Origin of the sequence: Peribacillus sp. V2I11 (genome assembly GCF_030817135.1) — a bacterium.
Lineage (GTDB): Bacteria > Bacillota > Bacilli > Bacillales > DSM-1321 > Peribacillus > Peribacillus simplex.
In genome coordinates this window covers 591,569-609,119 of record NZ_JAUSYW010000001.1, presented here as the reverse complement: position 1 = coordinate 609,119, position 17,551 = coordinate 591,569, and the positions used below count along the sequence as shown (strand labels likewise).

15 protein-coding genes are annotated in these 17,551 nt (G+C 41.7%); all 15 read left to right on the top strand.

Annotated features, from left to right (window positions below; translation table 11 throughout):
- The first annotated feature begins 26 nt into the window (after positions 1 to 26).
- The 15 genes from QFZ73_RS02860 to QFZ73_RS02790 all read left to right on the top strand — a co-directional run bounded on the left by QFZ73_RS02860 (position 27) and on the right by QFZ73_RS02790 (position 17,366).
- A complete protein-coding gene (locus QFZ73_RS02860) occupies positions 27 to 4,349 on the top strand; it encodes a PolC-type DNA polymerase III (RefSeq protein ID WP_307262725.1) in 4,323 nt (1,440 codons plus the stop codon).
- 193 nt (positions 4,350 to 4,542) lie between these two features.
- On the top strand, positions 4,543 to 5,016 hold the full coding sequence (gene rimP, locus QFZ73_RS02855; protein WP_192204054.1) for a ribosome maturation factor RimP: 474 nt from the start codon (positions 4,543 to 4,545) through the stop codon (positions 5,014 to 5,016).
- A 43-nt stretch (positions 5,017 to 5,059) separates the two neighbouring features.
- Positions 5,060 to 6,190, top strand: coding sequence for a transcription termination factor NusA (gene nusA / locus QFZ73_RS02850; RefSeq protein ID WP_076366463.1), 1,131 nt, complete (start codon positions 5,060 to 5,062; stop codon positions 6,188 to 6,190).
- 16 nt (positions 6,191 to 6,206) lie between these two features.
- Positions 6,207 to 6,482 (top strand): RNase P modulator RnpM, encoded by a 276-nt coding sequence (rnpM, locus tag QFZ73_RS02845; RefSeq protein ID WP_057913378.1) that lies wholly within the window; start codon positions 6,207 to 6,209, stop codon positions 6,480 to 6,482.
- 4 nt (positions 6,483 to 6,486) lie between these two features.
- Entirely contained in the window at positions 6,487 to 6,792 is a 306-nt protein-coding gene (locus QFZ73_RS02840; RefSeq protein WP_061144653.1) for a YlxQ family RNA-binding protein, read from the top strand.
- 19 nt (positions 6,793 to 6,811) lie between these two features.
- Entirely contained in the window at positions 6,812 to 8,968 is a 2,157-nt protein-coding gene (gene infB / locus QFZ73_RS02835) for a translation initiation factor IF-2 (RefSeq protein ID WP_251427954.1), read from the top strand.
- Positions 8,965 to 9,246, top strand: a complete 282-nt coding sequence (locus QFZ73_RS02830) for a DUF503 domain-containing protein (RefSeq protein ID WP_251427957.1) — start codon at positions 8,965 to 8,967, stop codon at positions 9,244 to 9,246. Before infB ends, QFZ73_RS02830 begins: the two co-directional genes overlap by 4 nt.
- Positions 9,247 to 9,263: 17 nt before the next feature.
- A complete protein-coding gene (gene rbfA / locus QFZ73_RS02825) occupies positions 9,264 to 9,632 on the top strand; it encodes a 30S ribosome-binding factor RbfA (protein ID WP_034313607.1) in 369 nt (122 codons plus the stop codon).
- 164 nt (positions 9,633 to 9,796) lie between these two features.
- Entirely contained in the window at positions 9,797 to 10,717 is a 921-nt protein-coding gene (gene truB, locus QFZ73_RS02820) for a tRNA pseudouridine(55) synthase TruB (RefSeq protein ID WP_251427960.1), read from the top strand.
- Positions 10,718 to 10,750: 33 nt separating this feature from the next.
- A complete protein-coding gene (ribF, locus tag QFZ73_RS02815; protein ID WP_251427963.1) occupies positions 10,751 to 11,701 on the top strand; it encodes a bifunctional riboflavin kinase/FAD synthetase in 951 nt (316 codons plus the stop codon).
- A gap of 135 nt (positions 11,702 to 11,836) precedes the next feature.
- Entirely contained in the window at positions 11,837 to 12,106 is a 270-nt protein-coding gene (gene rpsO, locus QFZ73_RS02810) for a 30S ribosomal protein S15 (RefSeq protein ID WP_053345367.1), read from the top strand.
- A gap of 319 nt (positions 12,107 to 12,425) precedes the next feature.
- Positions 12,426 to 14,543 carry a polyribonucleotide nucleotidyltransferase gene (pnp, locus tag QFZ73_RS02805; RefSeq protein WP_251427966.1) on the top strand — a complete coding sequence of 706 codons (2,118 nt, stop codon included), beginning with the start codon at positions 12,426 to 12,428 and terminating at the stop codon, positions 14,541 to 14,543.
- A 157-nt stretch (positions 14,544 to 14,700) separates the two neighbouring features.
- Complete coding sequence (locus tag QFZ73_RS02800) at positions 14,701 to 15,660, top strand: polysaccharide deacetylase family protein (RefSeq protein ID WP_307262699.1); 960 nt, start codon at positions 14,701 to 14,703, stop codon at positions 15,658 to 15,660.
- 46 nt (positions 15,661 to 15,706) lie between these two features.
- Positions 15,707 to 16,933 carry a M16 family metallopeptidase gene (locus QFZ73_RS02795; protein WP_307262696.1) on the top strand — a complete coding sequence of 409 codons (1,227 nt, stop codon included), beginning with the start codon at positions 15,707 to 15,709 and terminating at the stop codon, positions 16,931 to 16,933.
- A 163-nt stretch (positions 16,934 to 17,096) separates the two neighbouring features.
- Positions 17,097 to 17,366: a YlmC/YmxH family sporulation protein gene (locus QFZ73_RS02790; protein ID WP_307262694.1), complete on the top strand. Its 270-nt coding sequence runs from the start codon at positions 17,097 to 17,099 to the stop codon at positions 17,364 to 17,366.
- The last annotated feature ends 185 nt before the right edge of the window (positions 17,367 to 17,551 follow it).

Below are 17,551 nucleotides of genomic sequence, written 5' to 3'. Positions count from 1 at the left end.
GAGATAGTAGAGAGGGGAGAGAGGGAATGGATCAAAATCCAAATAGCGGTAGAGAGAGATTTCAACTCTTGCTCCAGCAAATGGACTTGACTGAGGATGCCTTTGTGAATTATTTCATAGGTGCCGAAATTGATAAACTCTCAATCGAGAGGGAGTCCAAAACATGGCATTTTGCCTTTAATATACCTGCGTTAATTCCTTGCAGTGTCCATACAAGACTTGCTACTCATCTAGCAAGTACGTTTTCCCATATTGCCAAGGTCACATTCAACTTGAATGTGGCCAATCCGCAAGTGACCGAACAATTGGTGAAGGAGTATTGGAAAAATTGCATTGGCGAGCTTGAGGGCATGTCTCCAGCACTGTTATCACTTCTGAATGAACAAGTGCCAACGGTGAATGGATATAAGCTTATCGTAAGTGCCCGAAATGATACGGAGGCTGGTCAGTTGAAACGAAAATACTCCGGCATCATTTCGAATATCTACCAAACATTCGGTTTTCCTCCGTTGACACTTGAAGCGGAAGTGAAGGAAACGGTTTCGAATCCTGATTACCAGAAGTTCTTAGAAGAGAAACAAAAGGAAGACGCAGAAAAGGGACTTGCTGCCCTAGTGGAAATGCAGAAAAAAGAATCGGAAAAAGGCGGCGACGATGGCGTCTACGAAGGACCGGTTAAAATTGGCTATACGATTAAAGAAGATGCGGATTTCCGCAGAATCGAACAGATTATCGATGAAGAGCGCAGGATTGCTATCGAAGGCTTCGTATTTGATGCAGAAGTGCGTGAGTTACGCAGCGGAAGAAGCCTGTTGACCTTTAAAGTCACTGATTATACGAGCTCGATATTGGTCAAAATGTTTTCGCGTGATAAAGAAGATGCTGCCATACTTGCCCGAGTGAAAAAAGGGATGTGGGTACGTGCCCAAGGCAGCATCCAAAATGATACATTCGTACGTGACCTTGTAATGATCGCAAATGATATAAATGAAATTTCTAAACAAGGACGGCAAGATAAGGCTCCAGAAGGGGAAAAGCGCGTAGAACTGCATATGCATACCCCAATGAGCCAGATGGATGCAGTGACACCTACTTCCGCGCTTGTTGCCCAGGCTGCAAAGTGGGGGCATAAGGCTGTGGCCATTACAGATCATGCGGGAGCACAATCATTCCCTGAAGCTTATAGTGCCGGGAAAAAGAATGGTATCAAAATCCTTTATGGCGTCGAAGTGAATCTTGTAAATGATGGTGTACCCATTGTTTATAATGAGGCACATATCGCTTTGGCGGATGCCACCTATGTTGTGTTTGACGTAGAGACGACTGGCCTGTCAGCCGTTTATGATACGATCATTGAATTTGCTGCAGTGAAAATTTGTGACGGTGACATCATTGATCGATTCGAGTCATTTGCGAATCCGCATCACCCACTATCCAATACGACGATAGAATTGACTGGAATAACTGATGATCTTGTGGAAAATGCTCCAGAAGTCTCGGAAGTACTGGAGAAGTTCAAGGACTGGGCGGGCGATGCGATCCTGGTTGCCCACAACGCAGCCTTCGATATGGGCTTTTTGAATATAGGTTATAAAAACATGGGTTATCCTAAAGCTTCCAATCCAGTTATTGATACATTGGAACTTGCCCGTTTCTTATATCCGGAGTTTAAAAATCACCGGTTAAATACATTATGTAAAAAGTTCGATATTGATTTGACCCAGCATCATAGGGCCATTTATGACGCCGAAGCTACAGGTTACCTTATGTTGAAGATGCTGAAGGATGCAATGGAAAAGGAGATTACCCATCATGATCAACTTAATGACAATATGGGTAAAGGAAATGCTTATCAGCGTTCCCGGCCTTCCCATTGTACGTTGATCGCGCAAACACAGGCTGGCTTAAAAAACCTTTTTAAATTAATTTCAATATCACACATCGATTATTTCTATCGTGTGCCCCGATTACCGCGCTCACAACTTAAAAAGTATCGTGAAGGAATCTTGGTCGGATCGGGCTGCGATAAAGGGGAAGTTTTTGAAGGAATGATGCAGAAGGGTTTTGAGGAAGTCGTCGATATTGCCGAATTCTACGATTATCTTGAAATCCATCCGAAGGAAGTGTATCAGCATTTGATTGAGCTTGAATATGTACGCGATGATAAATCATTAGAAACGATCATCTCCAATATCGTCAAGCTTGGTGAAAAATTGGATAAGCCAGTCGTAGCCACGGGAAATGTGCATTATTTGGATCCGAATGATAAAATTTACCGTAAAATCCTTGTGAATTCACAAGGTGGCGCAAATCCGCTGAATCGTCATAAGCTTCCTGACGTACATTTTCGTACAACAGATGAAATGCTACGGGAATTCTCCTTCCTCGGTTCCGAGAAAGCCAAAGAGGTTGTGGTAACCAACACGAATAAAATCGCTGATATGATTGAAGAAATCAAGCCAATCAAGGATGAGTTATACACACCTAAAATTGAAGGTGCAGAAGAAGAGATGCGTGAAATGAGTTATGGCATGGCAAGGAAGATTTATGGAGAGAACCTGCCGGAAATCGTGGAAGCCCGTCTTGAGAAAGAATTGAAAAGCATCATTGGCCACGGTTTTGCCGTTATTTATTTAATTTCACACAAACTTGTTAAAAAATCATTGAATGATGGTTATCTAGTTGGCTCAAGGGGATCGGTTGGGTCATCTTTCGTTGCCACCATGACTGAAATTACAGAGGTAAATCCGCTTCCGCCGCATTATGTATGTCCGGAGTGCAAGAAATCCGAATTCTTCAATGACGGTTCAGTAGGTTCCGGGTTTGACCTGCCCGATAAAGACTGTCCCGATTGTGGCATTGCTTATACAAAAGACGGGCATGATATCCCGTTTGAAACATTCCTTGGATTTAAAGGGGACAAGGTTCCCGATATCGACTTGAACTTCTCCGGTGAATATCAGCCGAAGGCCCATAACTATACGAAGGTCTTATTCGGTGAAGAATATGTATATCGTGCCGGAACGATTGGTACGGTCGCGGAAAAAACGGCTTATGGGTATGTAAAAGGGTATTCCTCTGATAATAACATCCATATGCGTGGAGCCGAGACTGATCGCCTTGTTGCCGGTTGTACTGGTGTGAAACGGACGACAGGACAGCATCCGGGCGGAATCATCGTTGTTCCGGATTATATGGATATCTATGATTTCACACCTATTCAGTTCCCTGCGGATGACAGGAATTCTGAGTGGAAAACAACTCACTTTGATTTCCATTCCATTCACGATAATATTTTGAAACTTGATATACTTGGACACGATGATCCGACTGTAATCCGGATGCTTCAAGATTTAAGTGGCATCGATCCAAAGACCGTTCCTACCGATGATCCAGAAGTAATGAAAATATTCAGCAGTACTGAATCTTTAGGAGTTACCGAAGAACAGATCATGTGTAAAACGGGTACGCTTGGCATCCCGGAATTTGGTACTCGTTTTGTCCGGCAGATGCTTGAAGATACCAAACCTACGACATTTTCCGAGCTTGTTCAGATCTCGGGGCTTTCTCACGGTACGGATGTATGGCTGAGCAATGCACAGGAACTGATCCACAACCGGATATGTACACTAAGTGAGGTTATAGGCTGCCGGGATGATATTATGGTCTATCTGATTTATCAAGGTCTCGATCCTTCCCTAGCGTTTAAAATTATGGAATCTGTACGTAAAGGGAAAGGGCTCTCGGAGGAATTCGAAGAGGAAATGAGGAAAAATGAGGTGCCGGAATGGTATATCGATTCATGTAAGAAGATTAAATACATGTTCCCGAAAGCCCATGCTGCAGCTTACGTCTTGATGGCTGTCCGGATTGCCTATTTTAAAGTGCATCTGCCTTTATTGTATTATGCAGCCTATTTCACAGTACGTGCCGATGATTTTGAAATCGACGCGATGACTCGGGGATCGCAAGCGATCAAATCAAAAATGGAAGAAATCATGGTAAAGGGATTGGATGCATCCACAAAGGAAAAGAATACATTGACGGTTCTTGAACTAGCTTTGGAAATGTGTGAACGCGGATATGCATTCGCTAAAGTGGACTTGTACAAATCCAGTGCAGATCAATTCTTAATCGAAGGGAATACTTTGATACCGCCTTTCAATTCGATACCTGGTCTTGGAACGAATGCGGCGATCAATATCGTCAACGCGCGGAAAAATGGTGAATTCCTCTCCAAAGAAGATCTTCAACAACGGGGGAAGGTTTCGAAGACCATCCTTGAATATCTTGATAAACAAGGCTGTCTGGAGTCATTGCCTGAACAAAATCAGTTATCTTTATTTTAAAGAGGAAACTGATTTCAAAAAGGAAGAAACAGACATGGTATTTGCATAAAAATCTTGATTATGGTATATTTTTATTGGAAATACTAAGAGGAACCAATGGCAAGAGTGGGGAAACCCACTCTTTCGTGTTGTATTGACCATTTAATTTTGAATCCGAAACCAAGCGCATACAACGCACGTATGGAGGAAACAAATGAGTAAAAAGGTAACGGAAGTCGTAGAGGAATTAGCATTACCAATTCTTGAAGAATTGCAGCTTGAATTAGTCGAAGTGGAGTATGTGAAGGAAGGTAAAAGCTGGTTCCTTCGAGTGTACATTGATAAAGAAACAGGCGTAGATATTGATGATTGCGGAAATGTGAGTGAAAAACTCAGTGAAAAGCTTGATGAGGTTGATCCGATTCCACAAAATTATTTTCTCGAAGTTTCATCACCCGGAGCTGAAAGGCCTCTGAAAAAAGAGAAGGATTTCCTTAATGCTATCGGTAAAAATGTTTACATAAAAACATACGAGCCCATTTTAGATGAAAAAGAATTCGAAGGAATCCTAACCAGTTTCGATGGTGAAGAAGTGACAATCGAAGTCAGAATCAAGACAAGAAAGAAAACGATCGTCATACCATTCGAAAAGGTAGCGAAGGCAAGATTGGCGATTACCTTCTCTTAAGTCAAGCAAATCATTAATTTAAATATCCGTAAGGGGGATCACCATGGGCAATGAGTTATTGGATGCTCTCTATATTTTAGAAAACGAAAAAGGAATTTCCAGGGAGGTTTTGATCGACGCGATTGAATCTGCCCTTATATCGGCATATCGCCGTAACTTTAACCAAGCACAAAATGTACGTATCGACTTGAATCTTGGTAAAGGAACTATGCGTGTATTTGCCAGAAAAGACGTTGTGGACGAAGTGTTCGATTCGCGTCTGGAAATTTCTGTTGAAGAAGCAAGAGCAATTGATCCCAACTATCAGTTAGAGGATATTGTCGAAATGGAAGTAACACCTAAGGATTTCGGCCGCATTGCTGCACAAACAGCAAAACAAGTCGTTACTCAAAGGGTGCGTGAAGCGGAACGAGGCATCATTTATGCCGAATTCATCGATCGTGAAGAGGATATCATGACTGGCATCGTTCAACGCCAGGATTCCCGATTCATTTATGTCAGCCTAGGTAAAATCGAAGCTTTGCTACCGGTGAATGAGCAAATGCCGAATGAACAGTATAAACCTCATGATCGCATTAAAGTTTTCATCACTAAAGTTGAAAAGACTTCCAAGGGCCCGCAAATTTTTGTATCCCGTTCACATCCTGGCCTTTTAAAACGTTTATTCGAAATCGAAGTGCCTGAAATTTTTGATGGAACAGTGGAAATTAAGTCAGTTGCCCGCGAAGCAGGCGACCGTTCAAAAATCTCCGTGCACTCCGATAACGAAGAAGTAGATCCTGTCGGTTCCTGTGTAGGCCAAAAAGGACAGCGTGTTCAGGCCATCGTCAATGAATTGAAAGGTGAAAAGATCGATATCGTTAAATGGTCGGAGAATCCGGTCATTTTCGTTGCGAATGCTTTAAGCCCTTCAAAAGTACTTGAAGTTATTGTAAAAGAAGAGGAAAAGGCGACGACTGTAATCGTTCCGGATTATCAACTTTCCCTGGCTATTGGTAAGCGTGGACAAAATGCCCGTTTAGCTGCCAAGCTTACAGGCTGGAAAATTGATATCAAGAGTGAAACGGAAGCCCGCGAAGCTGGTATTTATCCTGTGGAAGAACAGGAATTCCTTTTGAGCAGAGATAGTTATGTTACTGAAGAGGAAACAGATTTCGAAGAGGATAACGAGTAATTCGAGGTGAAAAAAGATGAATAGCCGAAAAAAAATCCCGATGCGTAAATGTGTGGCTACAGGTGAAATGAAGCCGAAGAAAGAACTCATTCGCATCGTTCGATCTAAAGAAGGGGAAGTCAGCCTTGATCCGACCGGAAAGAAATCGGGAAGGGGAGCTTATTTGACTCTTGATCGGGATATTATCGAGCTGGCCAAAAAGAAAAATGTGCTGGCTAATCACCTTAGTACCCAAATCGATTCTTCCCTTTATGAACAATTGCTTGAATTAGTGAATAAGGAGAAAAACTAACAACATGACCCAACAACAACAATGGATGTCTCTATTAGGTTTGGCCAATCGAGCACGCAAGCTAATTTCGGGTGAAGAATTAGTGGTTAAAGAGATTAGAAGCGGTAATGCCAAAGTTGTTATTTTATCCGCGGACGCTTCAAAAAACACTGAAAAAAAAATATCTGATAAGTGCGCATTTTATCAGGTTCCTTTAAAAAGAGTCGAAAGCAGGTCAATGCTCGGCCATGCGATAGGCAAGGATGCTAGAGTTGCCGTCGCAGTTCTGGATGAAGGTTTTGCACAAAAACTCCGAACGCTGCTCGATTAAATTTTACGGGGGTGAACGTATGACAAAATTGCGTGTATATGAATATGCAAAACAGAAGAACGTTTCAAGCAAGGATGTAATAAATAAACTTAAAGAAATGAATATAGAGGTAACAAACCATATGACAGCATTAGACGATTCAACTGTAAATAAATTAAACGATTCAATCAAACCTAAAAACGAAGATAAAACCCAAGCTGCTGAACCAAAAGCTAACGCTACGGTCGCGAAGTACGAAGCTGAAGCGGATGAAAAGAGCACAGTCAATAAAGAAAAACTGAAGAAGAAACCACCAGTTAAACCTGTAGGGACGAAAAAACCAACAGGTCAGTTCAACAAGGGTCGCAATAACAAGAATAAAAATAATAAACAAAGACAACAAGCGCCTCAGGCACCTGTTACAAAACGTAAAGAAAGAGAACTTCCAGAGAAAATTACGTTTTATGAGTCTTTGACGGTTATGGAACTTGGAAAAAAACTTCACCGTGAACCTTCTGAAATCATTAAAAAGCTCTTTATGCTTGGTGTTATGGCAACAATCAACCAAACTTTGGAAAAAGATGCAATTGAATTGATTTGTGCGGAATACGGTGTAGTGGCCGAAGAAGAGATTCGTGTCGACCTAACAGACCTTGAATCACTTGTCACTGAGGACGCTTCTGAAGATTTGATTGAACGTCCGGCTGTCGTGACGATCATGGGACATGTTGACCATGGTAAAACGACATTGCTTGATTCTATCCGCCATACAAAAGTTACTGAAGGCGAAGCGGGCGGAATCACTCAGCATATCGGTGCTTATCAAGTTAAAGTTAACGATAAGAAAATAACATTCCTGGATACACCAGGCCATGCTGCGTTTACAACAATGCGTGCCCGCGGTGCACAAGTTACCGATATCACCATTCTTGTCGTAGCTGCGGATGATGGCGTTATGCCTCAAACGATTGAAGCGATCAATCATGCTAAAGCGGCAGAAGTTCCAATTATCGTCGCTGTCAATAAGATGGATAAAGAAGCTGCCAATCCGGACCGTGTCATGCAAGAATTGACAGAACATGGTTTAGTTTCTGAAGCATGGGGCGGAGACACAATTTTTGTACCAATTTCAGCTAAAAACGGTGAGGGTATCGATAGCTTGCTTGAAATGATTCTTCTTGTCAGTGAAGTGGAGGAGTATAAGGCGAATCCATCTCGTAAAGCGAATGGAACGGTTATCGAGGCACGTTTGGATAAAGGGCGCGGATCGGTTGCCACTTTGCTTGTTCAAAACGGAACGTTGAAAATCGGTGATCCGATTGTTATCGGTAATACATTCGGACGTGTTCGTGCTATGGTTAACGATCTTGGACGCCGTGTTAAGGATGCAGGTCCTTCAACACCGGTTGAAATCACTGGATTGAACGAAGTGCCACAGGCCGGCGATCGTTTCATCGTCTTTGAAGATGAGAAAACGGCCCGTCAAGTTGGGGAAGTGCGTGCACAGAGACAACTTGCTTCACAACGTAATGAAAAATCCCGTGTGACCCTAGATACATTGTTCGAGCAAATGAAAGAAGGGGAAATTAAAGAATTAAACATCATTTTAAAAGCTGATGTTCAAGGTTCTGCGGAAGCAGTAGCCGCTTCCCTGAATAAAATAGAAGTGGAAGGCGCTAAGGTGAAAATCATACACATTGGCGTCGGTGCCATTACAGAGTCTGATATCATCCTTGCTACAGCTTCGAATGCAATCGTCATCGGATTTAACGTCCGTCCTGACGTGAATGCGAAGCGTGCAGCTGAATCAGAAAATGTTGATGTCCGCCTTCACCGCATCATCTATAAAGCGATCGAAGAGATCGAGTCGGCTATGAAAGGGATGCTTGACCCTGAATTCGAAGAAAAAATTATCGGTCAGGCTGAAGTTCGTACGACTTTCAAAGTATCCAAGGTAGGTACGATTGCAGGTTCTTACGTTACAGAAGGAAAAATTACACGTGATAGCGGAATTCGCTTAATTCGTGAAGGTGTCGTCATTTACGAAGGTGAAATTGATGCATTGAAACGTTTTAAAGATGATGTAAAAGAAGTGGCAACGAACTATGAGTGCGGTATTACGATTAAAAATTACAACGACCTTAAAGAAGGCGATGTAATTGAAGCGTATGTAATGGAAGAGATCGAACGTAAATGATCGTTGGCTCTGTCCAATGTGAATGCATCATCCATGACACCCATTCTTTGAAAGAAAAGAGGGCCGTGCTTCAGCGTGTCATGACACGGCTTAAGCAGAAGTTCAATATTTCTGTAGCAGAGACCGATTTTCAGGATTTATGGCAGCGGACAAAGATTACTATCGTAACCGTAACATCCTCAAGGAAGGCTACTGAACGGGAACTTCAAAATGCCCTTAAATTTCTAGATTCTTTTCCGGAAATAGAGCGAACAATAACAGATATAGACTGGCTTTAGGCTATCGAGGTGATATTATGAGCCTTCGTTCAAATCGTGTTGGCGAACAAATGAAAAAAGAGCTGAGTGAAATTATCGGCCGAAAAATTAAAGATCCAAGAATCGGATTTGTTACAGTGACGGATGTCGCGGTTACAGGCGATTTACAACAGGCAACAGTTTATATTTCCGTTTTGGGTGACCAGGAACAAAGGGAGAAAACCCTGCAAGGTCTTGCTAAGGCGAAAGGATTCATGCGTTCAGAAATTGGGCAGCGAATCCGCCTGCGCAAAACTCCTGAACTGTTTTTTGAATTTGATGAATCGGTCGATTATGGTAATCGTATCGAATCGTTGATTTCCCAAATCAATTCAGAAGATAAACCGGCTGAAAAAGACGAGGAATAAGCAAGCAGTAAAAGAAGGCCGACTCAATAAGTGCTTTGCACTTCTTGAAGTCGGTCTCTTTTTTTTTGAAAAATGAATATGTAAAAAAAACACCTTTCGGAATTGGAATTCATTTTGCTTTATGATAGTAGTTTAGGGTGTTTTATAAATGATGAGGTGAAAGCGTGAACGGTATTCTTCCATTATGGAAACCTAAGGGATTGACATCCCATGATTGTGTTTTTAAATTAAGAAAGATTTTAAAGACAAAAAAGGTTGGGCACACAGGTACTTTAGATCCTGATGTAACAGGGGTTTTACCTATTTGTATTGGCAGGGCAACTAAGATAGCCGAATATTTGACAGAAGCCGGTAAAGCGTATGAAGGGGAAGTGACCCTTGGTTTTTCAACGACAACTGAAGACGCAAGCGGTGAAAAAGTGGAAGAGAAAAAGATTGATCAAGTGATTCAGCGTAAACGGATTCTGGAAGTGTTGGAATCATTGACTGGAAAAATCGAACAGACGCCGCCGATGTTTTCAGCGGTAAAGGTAAACGGGAAGAAGTTATATGAATATGCCCGTGCAGGGATAGAAGTGGAGAGGCCGACAAGGGAGGTCACCATCTATGATATTACCCTTCTCGATGATCGTTCTGAATTTAAAGGAGAAACCATTTCTTTTCGTTTTCGCGTCAAATGCAGCAAAGGAACGTATATTCGGACGCTTGCAGTCATGATGGGTGAAGAACTGGGGTTTCCTGCCCATATGTCTGATTTGACTCGTATTGAATCAGCAGGTTTTAAGCAGGAGGACTGTTTCACATTTTCTGAAGTGGAAGAGATCATGGAAAGTGGACAAACGGATGAATTTCTGTTGCCTTTGGAGCGGGGATTATTTCATTTGCCCAAATTTCAGATTAGTGATAAAGTAGCAAAGAAAGTACTTAACGGTGCGGTATTGGAACAAACAAAGGATGTTGTTGTTGAAAAAGGGAAGCCTTTTGTGATGGTCGACCCAACAGATAAGGCCATTGCCATTTATCAAATACATCCGACAAAAGAGGGATTAATTAAACCTGTAAAAGTATTGGCACAAGAATTATAGACCGTTTTACCGCCGGAAAGAGGAGATTGAAAGGTGAAAGTGATCGCAATAGAGCATCCTCATCAATTTAATTCGGATGATTTTCCCGAGCTTGTAATGGCCCTTGGATTTTTTGATGGTATACATAAAGGTCATCAGATTGTTATTCAAACAGCCAAGCAAAAAGCCGATGAAATGAATCTTAAGTCAGCAGTCATGACATTTGACCCGCATCCTTCTGCAGTACTGGGTAGGAAAACGGAAAATATCCGCTATATCACTCCACTTGAAGATAAGGTGGATATCATAGAGTCGATGGAGATAGATTATTTATTCATTGTCCATTTCAGCAAGGAATTCGCTTCGGTTCTGCCGGAACGGTTCGTTGACGAGTACATTGCCGGGCTGAATGTCCGTCACGTAGTTGCAGGCTTTGATTATTCATACGGTCGCTATGGTCAAGGATCGATGGAAGATTTGCCTGTTTACGCAAAGGGAAGATTTTCGCAGACAGTCGTTGCAAAACAGACACTTGAAGATGAAAAGGTTAGCTCGACGAGAATCAGGGAAACTCTCGGTAATGGTAACTTTTCTGACTTTTATCATTTGGCTGGCCGACGTTATTTAACGAAAGGCCATGTCATCCACGGTGAAAAACGGGGCAGGAAGTTGGGATTCCCCACCGCTAATATTGAAGTAAGTGACGATTATATCTTCCCTGCTGCAGGCGTATATGCCGTCAGGATCAAAATAAGCGGTAAATGGTATAATGGAGTTTGCAATGTCGGTTACAAACCTACATTCCACGAAGAAAAACCTAAATATCCCACTGTAGAGGTTCATGCCTTGGAGTTCTCGGGAGATATATATGGCAGCCAGGTTTCGGTTGAATGGCATAAAAGACTTCGGAGTGAGCAGAAATTTTCCGGGCTTGAAGCATTGGTCGCTCAGATCGAAACGGATAAGCAAAATGCAATCGCGTATTTTGCAAAGCTTGAAGCATAAAAGACAAGACTTGCAATTTCAATGAAAAACATGTATTCTATTGTATGTATGAAAATAACCATTGCTTGGCTAGTCGAGACTCCGACGCTGGCTCGGTAATAGGTGATTTTACAGAATTTTAGGAGGAATAATAACATGGCAATTACACAAGTACGCAAAAATGAACTTATCGCTGAGTTCAGAACTCACGATACTGACACTGGGTCTCCAGAAGTTCAAATCGCAGTATTAACAGAAGAAATCAACAACTTGAACGGTCACTTACGCACACACAAAAAAGACCACCATTCACGTCGCGGTCTTCTTAAAATGGTAGGTAAACGTCGTAATCTTTTAACTTACCTACGTAACAAAGACGTTACTCGTTACCGTACACTAATTAACAAATTAGGTCTACGTAGATAATTTTTTCAGGAAGGCGGGAAATTTCCCGCTTTTTTGATGTTATTCAAATGATTTGGACGTATTCTACATAAGGCTGGGCCTTCGTCCTTGGGACTCGGCAGGAGCCGGGTCCTTTTCCATTTATAAATGATCAGGATATACATAAATCAAATGAAAGAAATTTTTATTCATTTTACTGTTAATGCTTGTTTTTTTCGTGCATAATAGGAATAGTTTGGTTTTAACTCGAGTTCAGTACTTTCACATATAAATGATTTAATCCAATACAGGTTTAGGTAAACTAAGCCTCTAAGTGAAGATTCAGAGAGGGGTTTAATAAATGGGACAGGAAAAACATACGTATTCATTTGACTGGGCCGGCCGTAATATAACGGTAGAGATAGGGCAATTGGCCAAACAAGCAAACGGGGCAGTTTTAGTCCGTTATGGAGAAACTGCCGTATTAAGTACAGCAACAGCTTCGAAGGAACCTAGAAATGTCGACTTCTTCCCTTTGACAGTCAACTACGAAGAAAGACTTTATGCAGTCGGTAAAATTCCGGGAGGCTTCATCAAACGTGAAGGCCGGCCGAGTGAAAGGGCCATTCTTGCAAGCCGTTTAATCGATCGTCCAATCCGTCCGCTTTTCGCCGATGGCTTCAGGAACGATGTTCAGATCATCAGCATGGTCATGAGTGTCGATCAAGATTGCTCTACGGAAATGGCAGCTATGCTAGGTTCTTCCCTTGCACTTTCAGTTTCCGATATTCCGTTCGAAGGTCCAATTGCTGGAGTTGTAGTGGGGAGAATCAATAATGAATTCATTATTAACCCTACTGTTGACCAATTAGCTAAAAGTGACATCAATCTGACGGTTGCCGGCACTAAAGATGCTATCAACATGGTTGAAGCCGGAGCAAATGAAGTACCAGAGGAAACCATGCTTGAAGCAATCATGTTTGGACATGATGAAATCAAGAAAATCATTGCATTCCAAGAGAAAATCGTTGCTGAAATCGGCAAGGAAAAAATGCAGGTCACTTTATATCAAGTGGATGCTGAACTGGAAGCAGAAGTGAAAGGCCTATGTGGAGCAGACTTGAACAAAGCTGTACAAGTTCAGGAAAAACATGCTCGTGAAGACGCGATCAAAGAAGTAAAAGATCGTGTGTTGGCTCATTATGAAGAAGAAACTGATGAAGAAAAATTAAAGCAAATCAAAGAAATCCTGAATAAATTGGTCAAATCCGAAGTCCGCCGTTTAATCACGGAAGAAAAAGTGCGTCCGGATGGCCGTAATCCTGACGAAATCAGACCATTATCATCAGAAGTTACCATTCTTCCCCGTACACATGGTTCCGGTTTGTTCACGCGCGGACAAACCCAAGCGCTATCCATCTGTACATTAGGTGCACTTGGTGATGTGCAGATTCTGGACGGACTTGGAACCGAAGAGTCAAAACGTTTTATGCACCACTATAATTTCCCGCATTTCAGTGTTGGTGAAACTGGCCCTATCCGTGGGGCAGGACGTCGTGAAATCGGTCATGGAGCACTTGGTGAAAGAGCATTGGAGCCTGTCATTCCAAACGATAAAGACTTCCCATATACAATCAGACTTGTTTCTGAAGTGCTTGAATCGAACGGTTCAACATCACAAGCAAGTATCTGTGCAAGCACTTTGGCAATGATGGATGCCGGTGTTCCATTGAAAGCTCCAGTTGCCGGTATTGCTATGGGTCTTGTCAAAACAGGTGAGCACTATACGATCTTAACGGATATTCAAGGTATGGAAGACCATCTGGGAGACATGGACTTTAAAGTCGCAGGGACTTCAAAAGGTGTTACTGCCCTGCAAATGGATATTAAGATTGAGGGTCTTTCTAGAGAGATTCTTGAAGAAGCTTTACTTCAAGCCAAACATGGCCGGATGCATATTTTGGAATCAATGATGTCAACAATCAATCAACCGCGTGAGCAGTTATCCAAATATGCTCCAAAAATCGTTACGATGTCCATAAATCCGGATAAGATCCGTGATGTCATTGGACCGAGCGGTAAACATATCAACAAAATCATTGAAGAAACTGGCGTGAAAATCGACATCGAACAAGATGGAACGGTATTCATATCTTCTACTGATGAACCAATGATTCAAAAAGCGAAGAAAATCATTGAGGATATCGTACGTGAAGTCGTAGTCGGCGAACTATACTTAGGTAAAGTTAAACGTATCGAAAAGTTCGGTGCCTTCGTTGAAATCTTCAATGGTAAAGACGGTTTGGTTCATATTTCTGAACTGGCTGAAGAAAGAGTTGGAAAAGTGGAAGATGTCGTTTCACTTGGCGATGAATTATTGGTCAAAGTTACTGAGATTGATAAGCAAGGAAGGGTAAACCTTTCTCGTAAAGCGGTCCTGAAAGAGCAAAAAGAGGCAGCTAACCCTTCTCAATCGTAATGAAAATGAAAATCCCGGCATGCGATTCTTTGTGAATCTGCATGCTTTTTTTGTTTGAAAGTATTGGAATAACCATAGTGTGAATGGCATTAAAAGGATGTCATGTTCTACCTTGTCCGTTTTCTTCATACATTTTGGTATGAAGGGGGCGTAAAAAATGAATAATAAATGGAAGCAGATAGTTGCGATAAGTGCCATTGCAGGTATATCATGGTTATTAGTGCAAAATCCATATACACAAATTTATTTGACCCAATTAACCGATGATTCAGTTGCTTCAATTAAGCAAGAAGACGAGCTTCTTTTACAAATAAAAGAATCAACAAAAAAATATGAGATTGCACCACAGGATGCACGAATAGATTCTGTTTGGAAAACCGTTCCTGCGTATAACGGCCTGAAGGTAAATATTGATGATTCGTATAAAGCCATGAAGAAGGAGGGTGTGTTCGATAAGGATAAACTGGTATTTCAGCAGGTACCTGCAAAGATACATATGGAGGATCTGGATCCGGCTCCAATATACCGGGCCCATCCCGAAAAGCCAGTGGTTTCATTTTTAATCAATGTGGCCTGGGGGAATGAATACTTACAAGATATGTTGGCCGTGTTAAAAAAGAATAATGTCAAGGCCACTTTTTTCCTTGAAGGTAATTGGACCAAGAAAAATCCTGATTTGGCCAAGATGATTAAGGGTGGCGGGCATGAAATTGGAAATCATTCTTATTCACATCCCGATATGGAAAACATATCCGCACAAGCTACTCGTGAGGAAATTCGAAAAACGAACGAAGTCATTGAAGCGGTGACAGGTTTGAAAATGAAGTGGTTCGCACCACCAAGTGGAAGCTACCGGGACGAAACGGTGAAAATCGCGGATTCTTTCGGTATGGAGACAGCCATGTGGAGTGTGGATACGATCGACTGGCAAAAGCCAAGCCCTGAAGTCCTTCAACAAAGAGTGCTTTCTAAGGTACACCCAGGAGCATTTATATTGATGCATCCGACGGAATCTACAGCAAAATCATTGGAAACGTTAATAATTGAAATAAAAAAGAAAGACTTAGATGTTGTTACCGTTTCGGAAGCAGTAGATGAGGAGCGATCGAATCCATAATGTATTGGTAACGATAGCAGCATAGAATGATTGGGAGGAATGTTAGTTGATTAAGAAATACACGTGTCAAAATGGAGTTAGAATTGTATTGGAAAATATTCCAACTGTAAGATCAGCAGCAATTGGAGTATGGATCAAAACAGGTTCAAGAAATGAAACACCTGAATTGAATGGGGTTTCACATTTCCTGGAGCATATGTTCTTCAAAGGGACAACTACGAGAAATGCGCGTGAAATTGCCGAGTCGTTCGATAGTATTGGGGGACAAGTGAATGCATTCACATCAAAAGAATATACATGCTATTATGCTAAAGTAATGGATAACCATGCAAGCTATGCGCTTGAAATCCTTGCTGATATGTTCTTCAATTCAACATTTGATGGGGAAGAATTGAAAAAAGAAAAAAATGTCGTCTACGAAGAAATCAAAATGTACGAAGACACACCAGATGACATTGTCCATGACCTTTTAAGCAAGGCGGTATATGAAAATCACCCCCTTGGCTATCCTATACTCGGGACGGAAAATACGCTTGAAACGTTCAATAGTGATACATTAAAAAAATACGTCCATGACATGTATACACCCGATAAAGTGGTAGTGTCCATTGCTGGGAATGTGGATGAAAAATTGATTCAGGAAGTCGAAAACTACTTTGGCTCGTATCAAGGAGGGGAAGATCGTCTTGAATTGGCCAAACCTTCTTTCCATGAAAATAGGATCACCCGTAAAAAAGATACGGAACAAGCCCACTTATGCCTTGGTTACAAAGGGTTGGAAATCGGTAATGATAAAACATACAGCCTGATTACCTTGAATAATATTCTTGGAGGAAGCATGAGTAGCCGCCTATTCCAGGACGTCAGGGAACAACGTGGCCTTGCCTATTCCGTTTATTCCTATCATTCCAGCTATCAAGATAGCGGTATGGTGACAGTATATGGGGGGACAGGCACAAAACAGCTGGACAGCCTGTATGAAACCATTCAGGAAACACTGGATACTTTAAAAAGGGATGGCATTACTGAAAAGGAATTACGAAATAGTAAAGAGCAACTTAAAGGAAGCTTGATGCTCAGCCTTGAAAGCACGAATAGCCGCATGAGCCGGAACGGAAAAAATGAGCTGATGTTGGGTGAGCACCGTTCCCTTGATGATATCATCATCAAGATTGACGCGGTGACAGAGGATACCGTCAATGAATTGGCAAACCAGATCTTTACGGAACATTCCTTGTCATTAGTGAGCCCGTTGGAAAACTGGGACAAATAATAACGAACAAGTCTGCACCTTCCTCTTATTAATGGGAGGTCAGGCTTTTTTTCTTTGAATGTGGGAGGGTCCAGTGAAATGGACAATATTTGGATAAATTCCTTCTAAGTTTACCTTTTTCGGATATAGATTGAATAGAAGGCGAAAAAAGGGGGAACCAACATTGAGGTTGAGCGAATTGAGCGGTAAGGAAATAGTCGATGTTAATAGGGCGGAAAGATTAGGAATCCTTGGTCAGACGGATTTGGAAATAGATGAAACTGGACAAATTACCTCGTTGATCATCCCATCTGTTAAATGGTTCGGCTTTATAAGGAATGGCAGTGAAATAAGAGTGCCATGGGAACATATAAAAAAAATCGGTGCGGATATGGTCATCATTGATTTTCAGGAAGGACTTTCACTTAAAGACGGAGAGCCTATGGACGGTTAATGACGCTCGCGCCATACTCATTGGAACTTCTCGAAATGCACTCTCGAAAACGCCTTAGCTGGCAATAGCTAGGGCGTTTTTTCTTTTCTTATCACCGTTTTTTAAATGAAAACATAATATGGCAGGGTAACTAGAGAATGTAGCAAAAACCGAATTGCTTCCTGAAGGAATTGTATCATGAGGCA

Excerpts from the sequence above, each read along its gene's own strand:
- QFZ73_RS02860 (WP_307262725.1), top strand. The coding sequence starts at position 27 with ATGGATCAAAATCCAAATAGCGGTAGAGAGAGATTTCAACTCTTGCTC.
- rimP (WP_192204054.1), top strand. The coding sequence starts at position 4,543 with ATGAGTAAAAAGGTAACGGAAGTCGTAGAGGAATTAGCATTACCAATT.
- nusA (WP_076366463.1), top strand. The coding sequence starts at position 5,060 with ATGGGCAATGAGTTATTGGATGCTCTCTATATTTTAGAAAACGAAAAA.
- rnpM (WP_057913378.1), top strand. The coding sequence starts at position 6,207 with ATGAATAGCCGAAAAAAAATCCCGATGCGTAAATGTGTGGCTACAGGT.
- QFZ73_RS02840 (WP_061144653.1), top strand. The coding sequence starts at position 6,487 with ATGACCCAACAACAACAATGGATGTCTCTATTAGGTTTGGCCAATCGA.
- infB (WP_251427954.1), top strand. The coding sequence starts at position 6,812 with ATGACAAAATTGCGTGTATATGAATATGCAAAACAGAAGAACGTTTCA.
- QFZ73_RS02830 (WP_251427957.1), top strand. The coding sequence starts at position 8,965 with ATGATCGTTGGCTCTGTCCAATGTGAATGCATCATCCATGACACCCAT.
- rbfA (WP_034313607.1), top strand. The coding sequence starts at position 9,264 with ATGAGCCTTCGTTCAAATCGTGTTGGCGAACAAATGAAAAAAGAGCTG.
- rpsO (WP_053345367.1), top strand. The coding sequence starts at position 11,837 with ATGGCAATTACACAAGTACGCAAAAATGAACTTATCGCTGAGTTCAGA.
- pnp (WP_251427966.1), top strand. The coding sequence starts at position 12,426 with ATGGGACAGGAAAAACATACGTATTCATTTGACTGGGCCGGCCGTAAT.
- QFZ73_RS02800 (WP_307262699.1), top strand. The coding sequence starts at position 14,701 with ATGAATAATAAATGGAAGCAGATAGTTGCGATAAGTGCCATTGCAGGT.